14 protein-coding genes are annotated in these 22,142 nt (G+C 69.1%); 6 read left to right on the forward strand and 8 right to left on the reverse strand.

What is annotated here, in order from left to right:
* Positions 1-116: 116 nt before the first annotated feature.
* Positions 117-1,022 carry a 30S ribosomal protein S2 gene (rpsB, locus tag POL67_RS33360; RefSeq protein WP_136927892.1) on the reverse strand — a complete coding sequence of 302 codons (906 nt, stop codon included), beginning with the start codon at positions 1,020-1,022 and terminating at the stop codon, positions 117-119.
* A 316-nt stretch (positions 1,023-1,338) separates the two neighbouring features.
* On the opposite strand from rpsB, the gene POL67_RS33365 reads away from it, so the two are divergent.
* The 5 genes from POL67_RS33365 (at position 1,339) to POL67_RS33385 (ending at position 7,866) form a co-directional block, all read left to right on the forward strand.
* Positions 1,339-2,778, forward strand: a complete 1,440-nt coding sequence (locus tag POL67_RS33365) for a DUF7125 family protein (RefSeq protein WP_271924604.1) — start codon at positions 1,339-1,341, stop codon at positions 2,776-2,778.
* A complete protein-coding gene (locus POL67_RS33370; RefSeq protein ID WP_271924606.1) occupies positions 2,775-3,158 on the forward strand; it encodes a response regulator in 384 nt (127 codons plus the stop codon). The genes POL67_RS33365 and POL67_RS33370 overlap by 4 nt, the downstream gene beginning before the upstream one ends.
* Before the next feature lie 92 nt (positions 3,159-3,250).
* Positions 3,251-3,682 carry a PilZ domain-containing protein gene (locus POL67_RS33375; RefSeq protein ID WP_271924608.1) on the forward strand — a complete coding sequence of 144 codons (432 nt, stop codon included), beginning with the start codon at positions 3,251-3,253 and terminating at the stop codon, positions 3,680-3,682.
* A 49-nt stretch (positions 3,683-3,731) separates the two neighbouring features.
* Positions 3,732-5,840: an IPT/TIG domain-containing protein gene (locus tag POL67_RS33380; protein ID WP_271924610.1), complete on the forward strand. Its 2,109-nt coding sequence runs from the start codon at positions 3,732-3,734 to the stop codon at positions 5,838-5,840.
* Positions 5,841-5,859: 19 nt separating this feature from the next.
* On the forward strand, positions 5,860-7,866 hold the full coding sequence (locus tag POL67_RS33385) for an IgGFc-binding protein (RefSeq protein WP_271924612.1): 2,007 nt from the start codon (positions 5,860-5,862) through the stop codon (positions 7,864-7,866).
* A 58-nt stretch (positions 7,867-7,924) separates the two neighbouring features.
* Here the strand turns inward: POL67_RS33385 and eutB are convergent, their stop codons facing one another.
* Positions 7,925-10,360, reverse strand: a complete 2,436-nt coding sequence (gene eutB / locus POL67_RS33390) for an ethanolamine ammonia-lyase subunit EutB (protein ID WP_271924614.1) — start codon at positions 10,358-10,360, stop codon at positions 7,925-7,927.
* 193 nt (positions 10,361-10,553) lie between these two features.
* Between eutB and POL67_RS33395 the strand changes: the two genes are divergently transcribed.
* Positions 10,554-11,591, forward strand: coding sequence for a hypothetical protein (locus POL67_RS33395; protein ID WP_271924616.1), 1,038 nt, complete (start codon positions 10,554-10,556; stop codon positions 11,589-11,591).
* Here POL67_RS33395 and POL67_RS33400 read toward each other — a convergent pair whose 3' ends face one another.
* The 6 genes from POL67_RS33400 to POL67_RS33425 all read right to left on the reverse strand — a co-directional run bounded on the left by POL67_RS33400 (position 11,592) and on the right by POL67_RS33425 (position 21,736).
* The gene (locus POL67_RS33400; RefSeq protein ID WP_271924618.1) at positions 11,592-12,998 is read right to left on the reverse strand and encodes a hypothetical protein; all 1,407 of its coding nucleotides are present in this window, start codon (positions 12,996-12,998) and stop codon (positions 11,592-11,594) included.
* A gap of 50 nt (positions 12,999-13,048) precedes the next feature.
* Entirely contained in the window at positions 13,049-13,372 is a 324-nt protein-coding gene (locus POL67_RS33405; RefSeq protein WP_136927901.1) for a hypothetical protein, read from the reverse strand.
* Positions 13,373-13,738: 366 nt separating this feature from the next.
* Positions 13,739-16,201, reverse strand: coding sequence for a spermidine synthase family protein (locus POL67_RS33410; RefSeq protein ID WP_271924621.1), 2,463 nt, complete (start codon positions 16,199-16,201; stop codon positions 13,739-13,741).
* 63 nt (positions 16,202-16,264) lie between these two features.
* The gene (locus POL67_RS33415; protein ID WP_271924623.1) at positions 16,265-18,124 is read right to left on the reverse strand and encodes an ImmA/IrrE family metallo-endopeptidase; all 1,860 of its coding nucleotides are present in this window, start codon (positions 18,122-18,124) and stop codon (positions 16,265-16,267) included.
* Positions 18,121-19,830, reverse strand: coding sequence for an OmpA family protein (locus POL67_RS33420; protein WP_271924625.1), 1,710 nt, complete (start codon positions 19,828-19,830; stop codon positions 18,121-18,123). The genes POL67_RS33415 and POL67_RS33420 overlap by 4 nt, the downstream gene beginning before the upstream one ends.
* A gap of 97 nt (positions 19,831-19,927) precedes the next feature.
* On the reverse strand, positions 19,928-21,736 hold the full coding sequence (locus tag POL67_RS33425; protein ID WP_271924627.1) for an IgGFc-binding protein: 1,809 nt from the start codon (positions 21,734-21,736) through the stop codon (positions 19,928-19,930).
* Positions 21,737-22,142 lie beyond the last annotated feature (406 nt).

Raw genomic sequence — 22,142 nt, forward strand, 5'->3', positions numbered from 1 at the left:
CTCAGGGGTCCCCGGGGGCCGACGGTGGCAGGAAGGGCGCCACCCCGAGCGAGGCGTGAAACCTCGAGCTCGAAAGGGAGCGCCCTCCCGTCACGCTCGCCCGACCGGGCGCGTGCTCACTGCTGGGGCTGATCGCCGCCGCCGCCGCGACCGCCACGGCCGCCACGACCGCCGCGGCCGCCCTGGTACACGTTGATCTCATCGCGACGGCCGCCGCCCTGCTGCGGGCCACCCTGCTGCGGGCGCTCGCGATCCTGCTCGCGCTCCACGTCCTTGCGGCGCTGCGAGCCTTCGAGCGCGGCGTCGGCGATGCGCGCCGTGATCAGCCGGATCGACCGGATCGCGTCGTCGTTGCCCGGGATCACGTAGTCGATGAGGTCCGGGTCGCAGTTCGTGTCCGTGATCGCGATGACCTGAACGCCGAGCTTGCGCGCCTCGTTCACCGCGATCGACTCCTGGTGGGGGTCGATCACGAAAATCGCCGCCGGCACCCCGCCCATGCCCTTCAGGCCGCCGAGGTACTTCTCCAGGCGATCGCGCTCTTTCTCCATGCGCGCGACCTCCTTCTTGACGAACTGCTCGTACGTCCCGTCCTCCTTCATGCGCTCGAGCGTGCGGAGGCGGTCGAGGCCCTGCTTGATCGTGCGGAAGTTCGTCAGCGTGCCGCCGAGCCAGCGGTTCGTGACGAAGTACATCCCGGAGCGGCGGGCCTCTTCCTGGACGATGTCCTGGGCCTGGCGCTTCGTCCCGACGAACAGGATGCTGCCGCCGCGGCCGACCGCGTCGACGACGAAGTCGTACGCGCGCTTGAAGAGGCGCACCGTCTGGTCGAGATCGACGATGTGAATGCCGTTGCGCGCGCCGTAGATGAACGGGCGCATCTTCGGGTTCCAGCGCTTCGTCTGGTGGCCGAAGTGCACGCCCGCGTCGAGCAGCGAGCGGAGGGGCAGCGGGAACTCACCGGGGCCGGGGGGCACGAAGGTGCCGGCGGACTCGGCAGTGGACATCGAAACGTCAGTCATGGCACGAATTCCTTACTCGGGTTCGGTTGGACCTCCGCTCCCCATCCTGCGGACAACCCCCCGGGATCAACAGATCCTTGGGGGCACCGGCCGCAGGTCCCACCTCATGGGGCGTGTGCCGGGGGAGCGTGTGGAGTCCGTTTGCCGTTGCAAATGCGGGGGCAAACGGGGGCGCGCATCCTGCCCCGCGACATGGGGCTTGTCAACGGAAGGAGCGGGCCTTTCGTTCGGTTCCTCGCGGTGAGCTTCTTCACGCGCTATCCGTACGGAAGAAACCGCGACGGCGGACGGACCATCGGCATCCCAGGGGCACGCCATGAAACAGGATGACGCCGAGCGACCCAGCCTCGACCGGATTCCCACGGGGATCACGGGTCTCGACACCGTCCTCGGCGGAGGCTTCCTGGCCGGCAGTGTCCACCTCGTCGTGGGCCCACCCGGCAGCGGCAAGACGATCCTCGCCAACCAGATCACCTTCCGCCGCGCCGCGACGGGCCAGACGGCCGTGTACGTCACGCTGCTCGCGGAGGCGCACGCCCGCATGCTCGCGCATCTCGCGGCGTTCGAGTTCTTCGACCCGACCTTCGTGCCGCACCGGATCGTCTACATGAGCGGGTACGGCGTGCTCGAACAGAGCGGCCTCGACGGCTTGCTGGAGCTGCTCGGCCGTACGATCCGGGAGCACGGCGCGATGTTCCTCGTGCTCGACGGGCTCGGCACGGCGGAGGAGTTCGCCCCGACGACGAGCGTGTTCAAGCGGTTCTTGTTGACGCTCTCGACCTCGGCGAGCTTGACCGGCTGCACGATGCTCCTGCTCGCCACGCAGCGCGCCTCGGACATGCCGCGGCCCGAGCAGGCGACGGTGGACGGGCTCATCACGCTCGACAAACGCCGCATCGGCGCGCGCTCGGAGCGCGAGCTCGTGGTCGAGAAGATGCGGGCCACGAAGTATGCGCTCGGCGCGCACGCGATCGACATCGACGAGAAGGGCATCCACGTCTACCCGCGGCTCGAAGCTTGGCCCTTCCAGCCGCCCTCCTCGGCGCCCCCGCGAGGGCGGATCGGCTTCGGCGTGCCGGGGCTCGACACGATGCTCGGCGGCGGCGTGCTCGCCGGTTCGTCCACGGTGCTCGTGGGAGCGCCCGGGACGGGCAAGACGCTGCTCGGGATGAGCTTCCTCCTCGAGGGCGTCCGCCGCGGCGAGCGCGGGATTTACCTGGGTTTCGGCGAGGGGCCCGCGCGGATCGTCCAGGCCGCAAGAGCAATCGGGCTCGACGCCCAGGGCGCGCTCGATCGCTCCGAGCTGACGATGCTATGGTACCCTCCCACCGAAGGTACGGCGGACGCGGTTGCGTGGCGCCTGCTCGAGGAGGCCAGTGAGGAGGGGCAGAAGCGCGTGTTCATCGACGAGCTCCGCGGCTTCCGCAACATGGTGACGGACGTCGAGCGACTCGATCGCTTCCATGCAGCGTTATGGGCCGAGCTCGCGAGGCGCGGGGCGACCACGCTGCTGGCGGAGACGATCTCCACATGGGAGCGCGCGCCGAGCACGAGCTCGCTGCCGCAGGCCGCGTTCGTCGACAACGTCATCGTCCTCGAGGAGGAAGAAAAAGGGCGGCGGCTGCGCAGGTACGTCGCGACGCGCAAGGTCGCGGGCGGCAAGCACGATCCCTCCTCGCGGAGGCTCCGGATTTCGAGCCATGGCATCGAGGTGGAGCGGCCGAACGCGCGAGGGCGCCTCCGGGGGAGCGCGTGAAGACGATCCTCGTCGTGGACGACGAACTCGACATCGTCGACGTGCTGAGCGATCTCCTCACCGCGGAGGGCTACCGCGTGATCACGGCGTCGAACGGGCGCGAGGGGCTCACGCGCATCGCTGAATCGCGACCCGACCTCGTGCTGCTCGATCGGATGATGCCCGTCGTCGACGGGGCCGAGATGCTGCGGCTCATGCGCGAAGACCCGTCGCTCGGGGGCATCCCGGTCGTGATGATGAGCGCGGCGGAGGGGCGAAGGCTCTCGCAGGAGCTCGGGTGCGCGGCGTTCCTCAAGAAGCCTTTCGACCTCGGGACGCTGCTCGACACGGTCGCGCGCCTCGCTGGTAGGGGCGATCGCGAAGAGGTCGCGCGAAGCTAGACGACGTCGGAAACGCCTGCTGCGTTCGGCCTTGTCACGAGCGGCGCTCCCGCGGGAAGATGGCTCCCCGAGCGCGCGCCGAGGTTACGTCCATGAGCAACCAAGATCGTGAAGAAGAAGCACCGCTTTCCGAAGGCCCTGTATCGGGCCCAGCATCGGACCGCCGCACCGCGTTGCGACACACGGCCGTCTTCCCCGCGCACGTCGACACGGGCAACGGGACCAAGCGCACCGCCGTCATCCGCGATCTGAGCGTCTCGGGCGCCCTCCTGCTCACCCGCGCGCGCGTGAAAATCGGCGACGAGGTCACGCTCTCGCTGTACCTCACGGGGGATCCGAACCAGGCCCGCGAGGTGAAGGGCCGCGTCGTGCGGGACGAGCGGCGCAAGGTCGAGGTCTCGGACATCTGGCCGTACGCCGTCGCCATCCACTTCAACGAGCCCTTCGAGGACATCGAGCCGGACGTGAAGGCGCTCGCCGAAAAACAAGCGAGCCTCGGCCTCGTCGGCGGCAAGGATCCCTGAGCACAGCCGAACCTCGCCCGTACCTGCCTGCATCGCGTACACTCGTGATGTGCGCGACTCCCAAGCCGGCCCGAGAAAATTCGTCCTCCGTGGCTTCCTGCTCCTCGCGCTGACCGCCTCCGCGTGTATCGCCGGTGCGCCCGAGGGCATCCGTCGTCAGACCGACGGCGACGAAGAAGAGCCGCTCATCAATTTCGATGGAGGCTTGCCGCCCATCGACGCCGCGCCCGACATCCCGAACGCGGATCCCTACGCCGTGATCGGCGCCGAGCCCACGCACGGCCCCTTCACCGGCGGCCAGCGCGTGCTCCTTCGCGGCAACGGCTTTGCGGCCGCCACGCGCGTCTGGTTCGGCGAGGCCGAGGCCGACGCGTCCACGATGCTGCCGATCGATCCGACCCGCTTGCAGATCGTCGCGCCCAAGGGCTCCGCCGGCCCGGTCACGCTCACCGTGCAGAAGGGCGACGACGAATCCACGCGCCGCTCGCTCCCCGGCGGATACGCCTACGACGCACTCTACGCGACGCCGTCGAGCGGGCCCGTCGCCGGTGGCACGGTCATCGAAATCGTCGGCGACGGCACGAGCTGGGGGCCCGGCACGGTCGCCAAGATCGGCGGCAAACCCTGCACCACGCAGACCGTCAACGGACCGACCTCGATCACGTGCACCGTCCCCAAGGGCACGCCCGGCGCGAAGCCTGTCTCGGTCGACGCGGGCGACGGCCAGCCGATCGCCGTGCTCGACGCGTACACCTACGAGGACAGCACGAACGGCTTCAAGGGCGGCCTCTCCGGGGATCCACTCGCGGGCAAGCTCAAGGTGCTCGTCTACAACAACTTCACGGGGGATCCGATCCCTGGCGCGCACGTGATCGTGGGCAGCGATCTCCCGTCTGCGCTCGTGAAGCAGGTCGATTCGACGGGCGTGACCCTCTTCGACGATCCCTCGCTCGCGGGCCCGCGCACCGTGACCATCGCGGCCAAGTGCCACAGCCCCATCTCGTTCGTCGACGTCCCCGTCGACACCGTCACCGTCTACCTCGATCCCGTCCTCAGCCCCGCTTGCGTGGCCGACGGCGATCCTCCGCCGGTCGGGGGCAAACCCGGCGCGGGCGGCGGCATCCGCGGCGAGCTCGTCTGGACGGGCAACGTCGAGTTCAAGAAATCCCCCTGGATCAACGTGCCCGGGCCCGCGCCGGGCGAACGCCAGGCCGCGTACGTCTTCCACGCGACGCAGGATCCGACCGCGTCTTTCCAGCTCCCGCATCCCTCGACGGCCATCCTCCCCGATACCCCCGGCGAGATCGGCTACCAGTTCCAGATCGGCAGCGGCGCAGGCAACCGCGCTCTCTACGCGCTCGCCGGCGTCGAGACCACGAACACCGTCCCGCCGAAGTTCACGGCGTACGCGATGGGCATGGTGCAAGGCGTGAGCGTGCAGCCGGGCGTGTTCGCCGACCAGGTCTACATCGTGATGGATCGGTCGCTCGATCAAGCCCTCACGATGAACGTGACGCCGCCCGCGCCGGGCCCGAAGGGGCCGGATCGCGTGCGCGCCACGGTCTCCGTGATGCTCGGCAACGACGGCTACGCGATCCTGCCTGCGGGCGTGAAGACGCCGCTCTTGCCGCTCGCGGGGCCCATCCCCTTCATCGGCCTGCCTGCGCTCGACGGCTCGCTGTTTGGCGCGACGTACCACTCCACCGCGCGCGCGGTCACAGGCCCACAGGCCTCGGCGCCGATGTCCGTCGTCGGCCGGCTGCTCTCGACAAGCACCGCCGAGGGCCTTCTCGTGGACGGGTTCGTCGGCGTGCCGACGCTGCACACGCCGGCGAGCGGCGCGGCCTGGGACGGCCGTCACCTCGCGACCACATTCGGCGCAGGCGGCTCCGCGATCGACCTCTCGGTCTACGACATCGCGAGCGGCGGCGGCCTCATCCGCTGGACCGTCGTCGTGCCCAAGGGCTCGCACACCGTCGAGGTCCCCGATCTCTCGGGCTTCCCCTTCCCCGAAGGCGGCCTGCCGGGCGGGCCTGTCACGATCGGCGTCTACGGCGCGCGCGTTGAAAAGTTCTCCTACGGCGCGCTCCGCTACCGCGACATCCGGCCGAGCGGCATGAGCGCCTACGCCCTCGACTACTTCAACGTGTTCCTGTGACCGCGACGAGGAGACGCGCATGAACGAGCGATCCAGGCGCTCGAAGAAGCTCGGCCGCGGCGCCCTCGTCTTCTTCGCCACGGCGCTCATCGCGAGCTGCTTCGACAAATCGACCCGCTGGGAAGAGGTCGAGCCCAAGCCCCCGCCGCCGCCTGCGTGCGTCGTGGGCCTCGAGCGATGCACGAGCGCGCTCGAGCGCTGCACCGACGACGGCACGGGCCCTGCGTGGACCCTCGTCGAAGACTGCGCGGCCGAGGGCCTCGTCTGCGCGCCGACCTTGCTCCGCTGCACGGCGTGCCTCCCGAATGCGGGGAGCTGCAAGGGACAAGAGGCCTATCGCTGCAACGCGGACGGCAGCGCTGCGACGCTCGTCAGCACGTGTGATCCGTCGAAGGGCATCGCGTGCCGCCTCGGGAACTGCGTGGATCTCTGCGGCCGCGCGACCATCGAGAAGAGCAACGTCGGCTGCGAGTACTGGGCGGTCGACCTCGACAACGCGATGATCGACGCGACCAGCAACGCGGCTGCGCAGCAGTTCGCGGTCGTCGTTTCGAACCCGCACCCGGACGTCGCCGTCTCCGTGCGGATCGCGCAGGACGATGGCCTGCCGGGCTCCGCGGCTGCGCCCTACGACATCGCGACCGCGGTCATCGCGCCCTTGAACCTCCAGGTCTTCAAGCTCGGCCCGCGTGAGGTCGACGGCAGCCCCGAGGGCGAATACGACACGGGCACGCACACGGCGCTCACGAGGCACGCCTACCGCGTCCGCTCGGATTTCCCCGTCGTCGCGTATCAGTTCAACCCGCTCGAGAACGTCAACGTCTTCTCGAACGACGCGTCGCTCTTGAAGCCGACCGAGGCGCTCTCGTTCGGCGTCGAGGACAGCCTCATCACGTCGTACGTCGTCGTCGGCTGGCCGCAGACGATCGCCGCGACCGACGATCCAGACACGAACTTCAACCCGAACGACCCGACCCACCTCCGCGCGTTCCTCACGGTCGTCGGCACGCAGCCGAACACCAAGGTGCGTGTGAATACGAAGACCAAGGTCGTCGGCGGCGGCCCCGTGCCCGAGACGCCGGCGAACGGCACGATCGAGGTGATGCTCGACGCGTTCGACGTGCTGAACCTGGAGACGGGCGATTTCAACGCCGACTTCACGGGCAGCACCATCGAGTCGACCGGGCCCATTGCGGTCTTCACGGGCGGCGAGGCCTCGGACGCGCCCCATTTCCCGACCCTGGCCTACCGCCGCTGCTGCGCCGATCACCTCGAAGACCAGCTCGATCCGGTCCGCACGGCCGGAAAGTCGTTCGTCATTCCGCACACGCCGAGCCGCACACGCATGGTCAAGCTCGCCGGCGCGCTCATCGACGAGGTCCCCGAGCCCGATTACGTGCGTTTCGTCGCCACCTCGAAGGCCGGCGCGAAGATCACGACGAGCCTGCCGCCTCCGTACGACGTGATCGACCTCAAGTGGCTCGGCGATTCTGCCGAGGTCACGACCTACCGCCACTTCACGGCCGAGAGCACGGAGCCCATCATCGTGGCGCAGATCATGAGCAGCCAGGATGCCGCGGGCGTGCGCCGTGGCCTGCCCGGCGGGGATCCGAGCCTGCTCATCGTCCCCCCGCTCGAGCAAGCGCGGCCCGATTACGTCTTCCTCACGCCCGACAAATACGCATTCGATTACATCTCGATCGTCGTGCCCGCGGACCAGGGCGTCCTGCTCGACGAGATCCTCATGGGCCCCGATAGCTGCGAGGTCGAGGCGGCCGACGGCCTCACGACCGAGGAGCGCGGCGGCGAGCCGCCCACATACCTCGTCTACAACTGCCAGCTCAGCTTCCCCCTCATCGAAGCGCTCGCGAACTTCGTGATCACCCTGCCGGGCAAGCAAAACGACGGTGTCCACCGGGTCGTCGCCGGCGTGCCGGTCCTCGTGACCGTGGGCGGGTTCGATTCGTACGTGAGTTATTCGTACGCGGCGGGCACCGATCTCCGGGCGATCGCGCTGCCGGAGTGAGCCGCGCGCCGGGGGCTTCGCTCGGCGCTGGCGAGCCGAGCCCCCGGCGGCCTTCGTTTCAGGTCTTCGTGAGCAGATCGTTGAGCTGCCCCACCACCTGCTTTGCGGACGCGCCCGGATTGTTGTCTTTGTACGTCGTGTCGGCGAGGCCGGCGAAGACACTCGTGATGTCGTGGTCGACCTTGCCCGGCTCTGCCCAGGACGCGACCGTCGGAATCGTCATGTACACCGAGAACGCGCGGTGCTCGCTGCCCGGCCGCTCGCCGATGATGTGCACGATGGCCCGCCTGCTCTTCGCATCCGCGAGTTTTCCGTAAAGAACCTCGCCGAGGTGATACCCCGCACGCACGCGGCCGGAGGTGCAGACGACGTGCTCGGGCGCGACCTTGTACCCCGCCGCTTCGAGCTCCGCGCGCAGCGCCGGCAGGAACTTGTCGACGTGGCCCGGATCCGAGATCGAGAAGGCGTTGAGGCCCTCGGAAATCATGATCTGCACGTCGTACTTGCCCGCGTGCGTCTCGCGCAGCTTCTCGACCTCGCGAACCGCGTCGTCCTTGATCTGCTCGCCCGTCGGCGGGTGCAGGATGTAATCATCGCGATCCTTCGCGCCCGTCCAGACCTTCACCACGTTCGGGATCGTCGCGACGAACGCCGGAGCGAGCTCGGCGAGGATGCTCTTCTTGCCGTCGGCCACGAGCTCGCGGATGTACTTGTCGAGCTCGGGGTTCAGATCCCACGGGTTCGCCCCGTGGCCCTCGGCGATGAACACACCGCGCTTCTTCACGGCGTCGAGCGCGTCGAGCGTCTCCTGCGCATTCATGATCTCGTCCACGGTGCGCATGTCGGCCGGGTTCTTCGCCTTCACGTACTTCGCATAGACGTACTTCACGTTGCCGAAGTACTGCGTGGGCTTCCCCATGGCGTCGATCACGCCGAGCTCCTTGAAAAACGCCCACATCTTGTCGTCGACCTTGTAGCCGAACTTGTCGCGGATCCGGACGTGGTCCTGGAACGCGGTCGTCAGGTACGAGAGCATCGGATCGTTCTTCGTGGGCAAACCCATGAGGTAGGCCGGGTTCGCCGGCATGATCTGGTCGATGCACCAGTCGAGATCATCGAGATCCACCGACATGTGCAGCGTCGAGCAGATGTCGAGGCCGATGGGCAGCCCGTGGAGCTTGCCCATCGCGATGTCCTCCAGACAGCAGCGCACGAGCTGCTCCTTCGTGCGGAAGACCTCGGGGCCGATGAAGCCGGCCACGTCGTTCAGATGCACCCACGGCGCCTCGGGGATGCCTGCGGCTTTTTGCGCCTCGGCCACCCTCTTCTTCAGCGCGCGCGCAAAGCCGTACTTGCGCGACTCGTGCACGACCATGTCGAAGCCCGCGCCGTGGCCGTTCGTCGCGTCCGCGCCCTGGCCCGTCTCGAAGTAGAGGCCGTACTTGCCCGAGCGCGTGGCCGCGTGGTTCAGCATCTTCTCCACGGTCACGTCGAACGTCGCGTTCGCGTCGACCGTGCTGCCGAGGCTCTGGAACCAGAGCGCCGTCGACCCCGGGAACTGCTTCTCCACCTCGGCCTGCACGTCGATGTGCGCGAGACAGCAATGCGGCATCGTGTCTTCGAGCTTGAACGTGACGAGCACGTCCTTCAGCACCTCCTCGATGGCGTGCACGCTCGCGACCTCGCTCGACACGGGGTTGTTGCCGAGCACGACGTCGCCGACCGCGAAGGCAAAGCCGTTCATGACCTGCCAGAGGATGTCGGTCGTGTCGTCCGTGGGCGAGTTCGGCTGGATACGCGCGCCCATGTAGCCCTTGGCGCCGAGGTTCGATCCCGGCAGCGGGTTGAACACCGTCTGGCCGACCTTGATGAGCTCGGCGTTGTTCATGAGCTTCACGATCATGCCGATGATGTCGCTCGGCAGGCCCACCATGACGGCCTTGATCTCGTCCTCGGTCTTTTCGAGCAAGAACGATTTGAGCTCCGACATTTTCCACGCGCGCACGCCGTCGAGCGCGGCCGTGTCGGTCGCCTTCATGACGAGGTCGTACACCGCGTCTTCGAGCATCGGGCGATCCACGAGATCGCCGATCTTCGTGTTCGAAAGCAGCTTGCGCGCGTTCTCGCGCGACAGGTCGTCGGCGGCTGCGATCCCGAGGGCCTCGTCGCCTTCCTTGAAATCGTTCGCGGCGCCGATCACGGCCTTGTAGAACTCGTGGTCGTACTTGCCCTTGACGCGGGTCACGTACGCGATGACGTCCTCGCCGTCCCCGATTTCGGGGATGGATACGCCGGAAGGCGCGGTGGGCGGCGCCGGCGCGACGGGATCGGAGCCGCACCCTGCCGCGAACGTCGCGGCGACGCCGCCCAGGAGCCCCATCATGAAGGTGCGACGGCGGAGCGCGAGGCGCGCCGCTGCGGGGAGCGCCGCGGCCGCCACCCGAATCTGCCGAGGTCTACGAGGACGAGTGAGCTCGTTTGTCAGCTTCTTCATGCGATCGTGCTCCCAAGCAACCATCCAAAGAGTGCGTCACCCGCATAACGGCGAGCCGCATGGAGCGGCCCGCCACCCGCGGAAGGTACCTTTCGAATAAAGGCGCCCCGAATCAATTGTAGGCCGAGCATCCTCGCTCTGGCAACGCCCCTCGTCGTGGATCGGGTATGGTGGTCACAAAATGAGGCACGACATGGCTTCCAAGCGGTGGTTCTGGAATTTCGTAGGGCTCTTCGCGCTTTTGGGCGGATGCCAGGTCGTTGGCAGCATCGAGCCGGAGCTCGTCCTCGCGTCCGGGGACGAGATTTGCGGCGACGGCGTGGACGACGACGGCGACGGCCTCGCCGATTGCGACGACCCCGATTGTGGCACGACCCTTTGCGTCCCGAACGCTCCGCCCGGCTGGGAAGGCCCGTTCTGGGTCCGGCGCGCGCCCTGGGATGGCGTGTCCGGGCCCTCGTGCCCCGCGGGCATCCCGGGCACTGCCCATTACATGTCCCCCGCGCCCGCGGCCTGCACGCCCTGCGCGTGCAGCGACGTCCAGGGCGGCGCTTGCAACCCGCCGAAATTCCGCTGCTGGACCACCAAGAACTGCTCGGGAGAAGCCATCAACACGACGCTCACCAACGTCGGGCAATGCGACGCACCCTTGGGCGGGTTCCCGTTTCCGTCCGCGAGTTGCCGCATCATCGGCCCGGGCGCCGTGCAATCGGAGGGCGCGTGCGCCCCGAGCGGCGGAGAGCTCACGGAGCCGCAGCTCTTCCAACAGATCGTCTCGGCCTGCGCGCTCGGCGCGGGGCTGGGCTGCGCGGAGGGCGCGACCTGCGCGCCGCCACTCGAAGTCGGCGCGCGTCTCTGCGTGCGGAGCAGCGGCGCCGGCGTATGCCCAACAGGTTGGGATGGAGAAACGCTGACGGCCTTTGCAGGTGGGCAGGAGGCGCGAACCTGCAGCGCTTGCACGTGCACCCTCGAGGGCGCCGGATGCGAGGGTGGCGCTTATCGTGTGTTCGATTCGAACAACTGCAAGGTGCCCGCATCAGGAGCCGACGCGGCTCCCCCGATCGACATCACGGGCGACACCTGCGTCGACGTCTCCGCGCTCGCCGATTCCGGCACCTTTTCGATCGAGGCCCTCGAAGCCAGCGTCTACACGGGCGCCTGCACCTCCGCGGGCGGCGCGCCGAGCGGCGCGGTGCTGCTCGAGGGCGCCGTCAAGTATTGCTGCCGTTAGTCATTCCACACGAAATCGAGGATCCTCGCGGATCTCGCGGATCCGCTCGCGCGCCGCGGGTTCGTCCGGGCCGATGTCTGCCGAGTCGCCGCCCGCGCCGATCGAGATACGCCGCCCGCCTTCGACGTCGAGATCACAGAGCCCCTCGCCCCACAGGATCGCGGCCTCGATCGGGCGCCGCTCGGCGCGTGGCCCGGCCGGGCCGAGCACGGCATCGAAGAGCTGGCCGAGGTCGTGCCGAGCGCCGCCCTGGCAGAAACGCGGGGCGCTCCTCGGCACGTGCTGGCCGAGCTCGCCGAGCAGGAAAGGCAAACCGAGGCTCCGCGCGATCGTGAGGTCTTTCTCGAGCTTCCACGTCGCGCGGGCGAACGAGGGGTCGTTCACCGAAGGCGCGACGGTCGTGTACACGTGCGCCGTCCAGACAAACCGCGCCCGGAGGGAAGCGGGCAGCGCCTCGATCCACGTGCGCTGGAAGGACACGTAGGCCGCCTCGTGCCCGCGCAGGTCGCCGAGCAGGATCGGGTGCGGCAAACGCTCGCCGAGCAGGCGCAACGCGGGCTGCACGAACTCGCTCACCCAGACACCCGCCTCGGGGCCGTCCCAGGTCCCGCGGGCGACGTTCCGGAAGGTGTCGAGTTCGTTGACGAGCTCGAAGGCCAGGATCGCGCGATCCTCCGCGATGGCGGGCCTCGCCGCGAAGGCCTCGATACGCTCGGCGAGGGACCCGGCGCCTGTTTGTTTCCAGCCGCCTTCGAGATAAAAACGCCGGGCGAAGAAGGGGCTCTTGGGATCCTGGTCGTCGAGCGAGCGCGTGCTGTCCGGGGCGCCGTAGCCGGCCTGGTGGTTCTGCAGCGTGACGATGAAACGCAAAGGCTGCTCGCGGCGCGCGTTTTCGTCGAGCAGGAGCGCGAGCATATCGGCGGCGTGTTTGATCTCGGTCGACGAGCCGGTTTGCTTCAACGAACCCCACAGGCGCACGACGGGCGCGCCGCTCCTGGCGACCGCGTCGAGCGCGATGCAGGCGACTCGGCGGCGATCGAGCTCGGTCGGCCCTCCTTCGTAGAGGAGTTTGTCGAGAAGATCGAACAGGTGTGCCCCGACGAACCGCAGCCGAACGGGGCGACCGGCAAAGTCCTGTTCGAGGTGACCGAGCGCTCCGGGTTTGGCAGGGACGACCCGCGCGAACCCGTCCGGGCGCGGCCAGATCCCGGGAATGTCACGCGTCTCGGAGCACGCCGGATGCGGACGCGCAACCGGAGGTGAAGGCAGATCCGCGTGCAGATTCGAAGGCGAAGGCGAATCCGGCGCCGTCGGCGGATTCGTGAGCGGCGCGGGAAGAACCGCGTCGGGGCGTGACGGCGCGTCACATGCGGCGACAATGAAAAAGAATGCCAGGAAAAGACGCATGCGGGACCGAGGAGACCTCGTACCCTCGACGAGGCTCCCACCCCCCGAAATCACGAAAATAAAGTGGGGAGGAACTGCTGCATTTGCTTGGCCTGCGCCTCGGCGCGGGCACGGCAGGCTTCGAGGCGGGCGCGCAGCGGGCCGTCCGCGTCCCGCGCGCCCCGGCGAAAGACCTCGGCCGCGCGCTCGTGCGTGAGCTTCAGCAAAGGCGCGAGGCTCTTCTGATCAACGCGCATCGGGGTGTCGAGGAGCACGATGCACGCTTCGGCCGCATCCCGCAGATCCGATGCGTCGAGGGCGTCCGCGACCGGGAGAAGCTCGACGAGCGACTGCCTGAGTGTGTCTCGCCCACCTATGGGAATCGCGCTGGACATGAGGATGCGGTCCAGGATAGCGGAGGAATTCGTTTCGGCCATCCGGGGCGTTATTTGTCGCGTCGCAGCATGCGCGTTGGACATCCGCCACGCTTCGAAGCGCCAAGATCGTGCCGCAGCACGTGCAACCAGGACGTGTGATTTCGACAAGACCGGCGCTCCGGGCGTCCCTGGACCCGGGTGTCCCGACAAACGAAAAACGAGCGAGAGGCGCGATCAGTGCGCCCCTCGCTCGCGAGAGCAGCAGCGTCCCCCCCGAGCCGCTGCCTGCTCTCCTGCCCGATCCTACCCCGCGCCCGCCAAAAATCCCCACGTCCGGAGAGCAATCCCCTGTGGGGATGTCGGTTTTCGGGCAGACGCAAATCCCTAGCTGGAATGGACCGAGGCGCCCTCGGGCAAATCGAGCTCCGGCACGGTCGGGCGTTCACCGATGGGCGTGACGCGGTCGCCCGGCAACGGCTCGGGGCGAGGCTCGGCGAGCCGGGTCGGCCGCCGCGCCGCAGGGACGAGCACGGCAGCGAGGAGCACGGACGCCCCGCCGCAGAGCACGGCGGCGCTGTAGCCGAAACAGAGCGCGAGCAAGGCGCCGCCAAAGAGCGCGAACGCGGCGAAGGCTCCGGCGACGGCCATCGAGAGAGGGAGCGCGCGGTCGGCGATCGAGGACGCGATCCGCGTGCCGAGCGCGAGGAGCGCGCCGAGGCCCAGGCCGATCACGCCGAGGATCACGGCCACGACGCCGAGCCGCGCCGGCAGCGTGAGCCCGAGGGCCAACCCGAGCGCCGCATCGAGCCCCATCGCGAGGGGCGCGAGGACGAACACGAGCGCGAGCGACCAGCGCTGCGCGGCGCCACGCGCGGACACGTCCCACGGCCGATGCCCGAGCCCGAAGCCCACGCCGAGCGCGAGCAAAAAGACGAGCGGCAGCACGAGCGCCACGAGATCGGCCCGGCCCACGACCACGCCCAGCCGCGGAAAGAGCGCTCCGCCGATGAGCGAGACGCCCGCCGCAGAGAAACCGAGCGCGAGCGCCGCGCGCAGGATCGATCCACGCGAAGCGCCGTCGAGCGTCCGCCGCGCCGCGACGAGCGGCCCGAGCAGCGCGACGAACGCCGCGAGCGCGGTCACCACGAGGCCGGCGACAATCGTCAAGAGCCCGCGCTGGTTCTCCTTCAGCCCGCGCACGTCGAGGAGCGTCTTCTTCAGCTCGCCCGGCGCGACCGTGGAGAACCAGAAGGGACGATCGTCCGTCGGCGGCCTTAGATCCGTGCCTTGCCGCGCCGAGAGCTCGGCCGGATCGGCGCCCTCGACGAGCAAACGACGAAGGTTTCCTTTGGGCGCCTCCGCCATGAGCAGCTCGGCGAACTTGTGCCGCCGGCAGTGCGACCGGAGGTTCGTGAGCTCCTCGGCGCTGAGCGGCGTGCGCTTGAGGAGCAGCGTGGTGATCCTGTCCTTCGTGCAGCCGAAGAGGTGCATCGCAGGCGCCTCGGCCCCCGCCTCGCGCAGCGCGCGCGTCGCGAGCGCGACGAGCCGATCCGCCTCCACCTCGGGCCGCGAGAGCGTCACGGTGCCCTCGGGCACGACCGCTAGCAGCAAATCCCGCACGGCCTGCGTCGTGAAGAGCGGGCTCGGCGTGGCCGCGACGGCGCCGACCGGCGAAGGCGCGAAGGCGTCGAAGTACCCGACGACGATGCTGCGATAAGGCACGGGTGGGCGCCGGAGGTACCCGCGCGGCCCCTCGACGGTGAGCCGGATCTCGGGTTTGTCGTAGAGCTCCCCGCTCCACGCGCGCGACTCGCCGCGCATGATCTCGTGCACGATGGCCGGGTCCGGCTCGACCGCGTGAATCTCTTTCTGGTTCTGCCGGAGCGCGGACCGGAGCTCGCGCCCGCCGGCGGCTCCCACGACGAGCACGGGGCCCTTGTCCTTGTGCAGGACGTAGCCGAGCTCGTCCGGTGAGGCCGGGGGATTCTGCTTCCCCTCGTAGATCTGCGTGCCCATCGTGCCGTCCGCGCGCAACCACGCGGCGCCCGCCGTGGGTTTGTCCACGGTGAGCAGGGCGCGGTTCGTCCAGCGCTGGAAGGAGACACGCTCGATCTGGATCCACCGGATGGCCGCAAGCTTGAGGTACGGCGCGCCGATCTCGCCCGCGAGCAGCACCGAAGAGCCGAGCACGAACGTCATGACGATCCCGAGGTGGACCCGCGGCGGCTCCGCTTCGCCGGACGAACCCTCGCCCTCGGCCTCGACGACCTCACGCCGCGCAGCGACCGCGAAGAGCGCCGCCGCGAGGCTCGCCGCGATGGCCGCGCCGAGCCCCACCCGCGCAGGCCCGAAGCGCAGGACGAACGCCGCGACGACGACGCCACACGCCGCGCCGAGGAGCCCGCTCTTGCCGACGTCGGCCACGCGCCGCCGCGCCACGCCGAGGGCGCCCGCGAGCGTCACGCCCGCGAGCAGGAAGGGCAGGAGCGAGGTGCCGAGGAAGATCGCGAGCTGGCCGAGCGCCGCACGATCGAAGGTGTCGACCGAGCGAGCGCGCACCCCGACCACGACCGAGACGGCCATCGCGCCCGCGGAGAGCGCGGCGAAATGCGCGACCGGCGCGGCGCTACGTGGCGGCTTGCCGATGCCCCGCAAGGCCCCGGCGAACCACGCGCCGACGCCAAGCCCGAGCGGCAGGAGCGCAATCCACACGAGCTCGAAGTGAGGCCCGAGCAAGGCGGAGAACATCCGCACGAGCGCGATCGAGAGCACCACGAACGCGGCGAGGTAAAGCGCGATTCCCCCGGCGAGGGCCCTCGACTGGCTGACCGACATTGCGAGGGACATCGTCTAGCACGGGTCGAAGCTCGTTGACCCGCCGAATCTCTCGCTGCCTTCTGCTCGTACGGCTCAGCGTTCCTTGCCGAGCGGAGCGAGCGGCCACGGGCGCAAGAGGGGCACGGCCGCCGTCGGGCCGCTTTGCCGCAGCGCGCGCGCGCACTCGTCGACGAGCAGGCGGCGCGGCCCGAACGCCGTCCCGTTCGCGGCATCGGCGTCCATGAGCCGCGTCGGCGTGTCACGGCCGAAGTCGTCGGGATGGCCGGGATCGTCGAGCAGCACGTGCCCGAGCTCGTGCGCGAGGGCGAAGCTCGCGCGGTCGGCCCGGAGCGCGGCGCGATCCGTGATGAGCACGTTGCGCACCGCGCCGCCGTCGGCGCCGATGAAGCTCTCGCCGATGCGGCCGCTGCCCGCAAAGCTCGGCACCACGATCACCTCGATGGTCGAGGGATCGCCGTCGTCGAGGGCCTTGATGAGCGCGCGCTCCTCGACCGTGCCCGCGATCGCGTCGATGTCGTTGAAATGTTGCAGCCCATCTTCGAGCTCGACGCGCCCGATGCACGCTGTGAGCAGCGCGTCCGTGCTGACCGGCCCCGACGCAGGCGGCTCGACAAGCGCCGGCTCGCCGCTTTTGCGCCGCACGAGCACGTCCGAGCTGCCGCGCGCGCCAGCCGCGATCGTCGCGTTGTCCGAGACGCGCGCCACGAAGCCCGCCGCGGCGATCGCCGTCGCGAGCACGCGCGCCGCGCCCGAGGGCGTCGTGCCCTTCTCGAGCGTCACCGCGACCTCGCGCCCGTCCACGCGCACGCGCACCTTGCCTCCGCCCGCCGCTGGCAAGCCGTGATCACAGCCGAGCGCCACGAGGTGCGGGCGCGGCGGATCCACGATCGTGATCTCCGTCTCTGCAGGCGGCCCGAAGCTCACGCCACACGCGCCCCAGAGCGTACTCGCCTGCGCCACGTCCGCGCGCGCCAGCACCATCGCGCCCGCGTCGTCCCCGCCCACGGGCGGCGGCCCACCCGGCCGCGGGCGCACCAGAAAGACGCGCAGCACGCCGCGGTATCGCACGAGTGGCCCGAGCGGCGACGCGCGCGGCCCCGCGACGCGCAGCCCCCCGAGCTTGCGCACATCGCTGATCAGCGCGAGCTCCACCGCGCCGCCGACCTCCGCGCGCACGGATCGATCCCGCACCGTGGGGTGGTTCCGATCGATCTCGTCCGGCACCACGCGGATCGGCGCGGTCGAGGCGCACGCGAGCGACGCGCCCACGCCGTCGGGACATGCAACCGCGCCGAGCATCAACGGCTCCAGCCGATCGACGATCGCGCCCGACGGCGCGCGGCCCGTCACGCGCACGACCGGAGGCAGATCCTCCGGCGTCGCCACAACGACGAACCGCACCGCGTCGGGGTTCGTGGTGTTCGCATACGGATCCGCGGGCAGCCGCTCGGGCGGCGTGCGCTCGAGCGAAGCGTGCGAGCGCGCCGGATCCACGAGCCGGCCCTGCCCGTCGATCGGCCGCACGTCGATCGCCGCGATCATACGCGTTCGTCCGAACGCCTTCACCTCACCACGCCCCGCGCGTACGGCCTGCAGCGCGACACGCTTCGCGCCTGCGGGGATCACGCTCCCCGCGAACGGCCGCCCGTCCACGAGCAGGCGCGCCACGTCGCCGCGAATCTCGATCGTTCGATCCTTGCCCTTCGGCAGCACGAGTTCGAACAGATCTGTGGATGGCGCGACGACGTCCTGCTCTGCGTCGGGACGACCATCGACGTCGTCGTCGTCGCGATCGACGCCGAGCACGATCCGATCATCGGCCTGCGCCGCGAGCAGGCTCTCCGGGCTGCCCTGTCCCGCGGCGGCGAGGACGACCCCGAGGGCGAGCGCGCGCCCGAAGGGCCGTCCGCGCGCGCCCCGGGGGGGGCTCACCGCCCCTCGATCGCCTGCGTGACGATGTGGAACTCGACGCGACGGTTGCGCGCCTGCCCCTCGGGCGTCGCGTTGCTCCCGACCGGCTTGCGCGCGCCAAAACCCTTCGATTCGAGCCGGTTCGCCGCGATGCCGCCCTTGTCGATCAGGTACATGCGCACGGCCGCCGCGCGGTTCGCCGAGAGCTTGTCGTTGTACTCGGGCTTGCCGATGTCGTCGGTGTGCCCTTCGACGCTGACGAGCTTGATCTCGGGGTTCGCCTTGAGCAGGCGCACGACCTCGTCGAGGATTGGATAGCTCTTCGGCAGGATCACGTTGCTGTCGAACTCGAACTCGACCTGCTTCGTGATCTGAATCTCGCTCGATCCGCTGATGCGGCGGACGAACTGCGGGCAACCTTCCTTCTCGGGATCGTCGCCGCGCATGCCCGGCTCCTTCGGGCACTTGTCCTCGGCGTCGGGCACCGTGTCCTGATCGGCATCGTCCTCGGGGCAGCCATCGCGATCGTCGATGCCGTCCTTGTCCTCGGGGTTGGCCGGACACTTGTCGACGTTGTCGGGGATGCCGTCCTTGTCGAGATCGGACATCGTCGGGCAGCCGTCGTCGGGGTTCGGCGGCGCCTTGTCTTCCTTGTCGACGGGGCACATGTCGACGAGGTCCGGGAAGCCGTCCTTGTCCGTGTCGACGTCGTCGCGGAACTGGTACCGCGCCGAGCCCGCGCCAACCTCGGTGTCCTTGAGCTGGAAGGCGCCGCCGACGACGGCGACGATGCGCAGATCGGGCGCGTAGCCGCCCGTGAGGCGCGAGCCGACCGAAAGGCCCGCCCACGAAAGTTTCTTCGCGTCGAGCGCCATGCGACCCGAGAGCGACCACTCGACCGGCGCGGCGTCGAGCTCGCCGAGCGTCTCGGGCAGCATGCCCAAGGAGCCGAAGATCTCGGCCCCGATGCGCAGGCGATCCTGCATGAGCGGCACATAGCCGCCGACGCCGTAGGTGAGCTCGCGACCGACCGTGAGCTCGTGCAGCTGCGCGGTGGGCCGGATGGAGAAACCCGCGTTCAGGGTCAAGAAAAATTTCTTCGCGTCGTACTCGGTGGCGAGGCCGACGGTGCCCCACGCTTCCTTGTCACCGCCGAAGGAGAACTCGTCGCCAGTCGGCAGGAACGCCGCCGCGCGCAGGCCGAGCTTGAAGGACTTGTCCTCCGTGCGGAACAAGATGAAGCGACCATCGAGCCGCAGATCCATCGGCGCGAAGGCTTGCATGTTGACGTTCTGGTTGAGCCCGGCCGCTGCGTTCCCCGTGGGGTTGCCGCTCTGGTAGAGCGCGAGCGGGAGCGTCACCTGCACGGCGCCGCGCTCGAGGATCTCGGCGCCGGCCGTGATGTACGCCGCGAGCTGGTTCGCGACGGGCGGACCTTTCAGCGTCCCGGCCTTCTCGATGTTGTCGACGTGGTTGTCGACGCGCAGCGGGTTCAGCGAGAAGCCGAGCCCGAACTGGCCGTAGAGGCGCGTCTGCCCGATGTCGGGGCGCCAGACCGCGAGGCCATCCGCGGGCGCGCCGCCGATCTGCAGCCGGTCGAGGTAAAATGTCTTGTCCTGCGCGTTCGCCGCAAGCGGCACGAGCAAGGTCGCAAGGAGGGTGGCGCCGGGCAAAAGGGTCTTTTTCGCCCGCGTTGCCCATGCGGGTCCCATAGGTCGTCGAACCATCACGCGATGTCCTCTGTATCATTGTCCCGGCCAGACCGGGTGGCCGTCGCGCGCCCCTCCTTCACTTCGCGCGCGGCCACCCGAGTGTCGTGGACGGTCACTTCGGCGTCGGCGGAACGACGATCTCGTTGATGGGCAGGAATCCGGCGCCCGCCGGATAGGCGTACGACACGCGGAGGGTCTGCTGCGTCGTGCCCCAGCCCCATACGGTGGCACCGAAGGGCTGCGTGCTCGACATCTCCTGCGGCCCGTTCGTGCAGCCGTCGACGCCCTGGAAGTCGCCCTTCACGAGGTCCACGCGGGTGAACTCATAGTCGCCGACGGCCTGCCAGCCGTCGAGCTCGCCCTTGCACTTGAGCGTGACGGGGGCAAAGTCGCCGGTCGTCTTCGACTTGACGCGCACCACAACCAGGCTCGTCTCCGGGTACGTCGGGTCCGTGAAGAGGACGTAGCGCTTCAGGAACTGCTGCGGCGGCACCACATTGACCCAGTCCGGATCGCCGACGTTCGCGAACGGCGCGCCACCCGTCATGTAGGCGCCCAAGTAGAACGGGTGCTGCACGTCCTGGCTGCGCACGACAAACGGCCCCGGATCCTCGAACTCGAGCACCTGGCCCTGGTTGATCATCGCGGGCGCGCCCGCGGGCTTCGTGGGCGTCCAGGTGAGGACCGTCCCGTCGACCGCGCCGACGAGCCGCCACCGCGACGACTCCTCGGTCGCCGCCGAACGGCTCTTGTACCGCACGGCCGCGTATTCGTTGCCGAGCGCGCGCACCGGCGCGAGCTGCTGCTGGCCCGAATCGCAGTCGTCCTGCATCGACGGCACGTTCATGCATTTCGACGCGCCGAACACGGCGATCGGCTTGTCCGAACCGATCGGGCTGCCCGTGAGCTCCTCGGGCTGCGTGATCTGCAGGAACTGGCCCGCGTTCAACATGTACTCGGCGGGCTTGTTCGCCTCGGACGCGGGGATGCCGCCGCCGCCGACGACCGCCACGTTCGGCAGGAGCGTGACCTTCGTGTTGTCCTGGTGCGCGAGGATCGCCATCGAGGGCCAGGCGTCGGGGAAGACCTCGCTCGCCTTGTACGCGTTGATGGCGAGATAGTTGGTGTCCCAAGCGCTCGTCGGGAGCAGCAGCGTGGCCGAGCTGACGTACGCCTGACCGCCGCCGTACGGCGAGATCTGGTAGGCCACGACGGGGTAGTCCGTGGTGATGTGGAAGGCGTCGCCCTTGCCCGTGTCGATCACGCCGGTGTCGAGGTTCAGCGCCGCGGGCTTCGGGCAGTCGACGACGCTCGCGCCCGCCGACTTGCGCGACAGGAACAGGATCGCCACCTGCCCCACGTCGATGCCCGTCGCCTCGTTGTAGGCGTCGTACTGGATCGTGCCGTTCGCGCCGATGCTCGGGATGTACGCGAACGTCGCCGGATCGAGCGACGAGCCCTTCCGCGAGACCTGGAGGTGCACCGGCTTCGACCAGGTATTCGCTACGAATGCGGCGAAACACGCGCCGTCGGCCTGCGGCCGGAGCGCCGTCTTGAGCGCCCAGTAATCGCAGCCGTACGAGCTCTTCGACTCCTCCGCGGCCTGGCAGGGGTCGTTGATGCACTTCGCATTCGCGCAGCCCTGGTCCGGGGTGCATTGCACCTTGACCTGGCCATAACAATCGACGACCGCCGTGAGGTCGTTCGAGCACGTGTCATCGCAGCCGACACCGCTGTCGGTATCGATGATGACGCCGCCGGAGCCGCCGTCGCCGCCCGTTCCACCCGGCCCTCCCGGCCCCGTGCCGGCGCCCGACGCCTCCGGGTCCTGGTATGAATCGGTGCACGCGGCATAAGCCGTGGCGGCGAGGAGCGCCGAGATCGCGAGCGAAAAGCTCGAAGCCCAGCTGGACTTTTTCACGCAAACCTCCCTTTCCGGCAATCGGTCACGAGGGTACCACGATCAGCAGGCTTCGGTACGGGGACAAACCCCGACTTCTTCCGCGTCTTCCCGGACGAACGCCCTCGCGGAGCGAGGGCCACGCGGAACGCGCGCAGCGAGGCCGGATCCATACGTCCATTCGAATGCGCCCGTTCCTTTCCGTATCACAACCCACGCTTTGGGCTGCTCGCCCGCTCGACGAACGGCCGGTCTCGACCTGCCCTCGTCGGCGGCACCAACGATCCGTGTCGGTGGTGTGTCCTCTATAACCTTTGGATGGTAAGAAACAGGCCGATCCTAGCCGACGGCGAAAAGGCCCGTCAAGGTCCGCCTCGCCGCGATCTTGCCAACCACGCGCGAAGGCGTGGGCCTGACGCCCGTGGCG

It is taken from the genome of Polyangium mundeleinium (genome assembly GCF_028369105.1).
GTDB lineage: Bacteria > Myxococcota_A > Polyangia > Polyangiales > Polyangiaceae > Polyangium > Polyangium mundeleinium.

Coding starts and splice junctions, on each gene's coding strand:
- POL67_RS33365 (WP_271924604.1), top strand. CDS start 1,339: ATGAAACAGGATGACGCCGAGCGACCCAGCCTCGACCGGATTCCCACG.
- POL67_RS33375 (WP_271924608.1), top strand. CDS start 3,251: ATGAGCAACCAAGATCGTGAAGAAGAAGCACCGCTTTCCGAAGGCCCT.
- POL67_RS33410 (WP_271924621.1), bottom strand. CDS start 16,201: ATGTCCCTCGCAATGTCGGTCAGCCAGTCGAGGGCCCTCGCCGGGGGA.
- POL67_RS33395 (WP_271924616.1), top strand. CDS start 10,554: ATGGCTTCCAAGCGGTGGTTCTGGAATTTCGTAGGGCTCTTCGCGCTT.
- POL67_RS33405 (WP_136927901.1), bottom strand. CDS start 13,372: ATGTCCAGCGCGATTCCCATAGGTGGGCGAGACACACTCAGGCAGTCG.
- eutB (WP_271924614.1), bottom strand. CDS start 10,360: ATGAAGAAGCTGACAAACGAGCTCACTCGTCCTCGTAGACCTCGGCAG.
- POL67_RS33420 (WP_271924625.1), bottom strand. CDS start 19,830: ATGGTTCGACGACCTATGGGACCCGCATGGGCAACGCGGGCGAAAAAG.
- rpsB (WP_136927892.1), bottom strand. CDS start 1,022: ATGACTGACGTTTCGATGTCCACTGCCGAGTCCGCCGGCACCTTCGTG.
- POL67_RS33385 (WP_271924612.1), top strand. CDS start 5,860: ATGAACGAGCGATCCAGGCGCTCGAAGAAGCTCGGCCGCGGCGCCCTC.
- POL67_RS33400 (WP_271924618.1), bottom strand. CDS start 12,998: ATGCGTCTTTTCCTGGCATTCTTTTTCATTGTCGCCGCATGTGACGCG.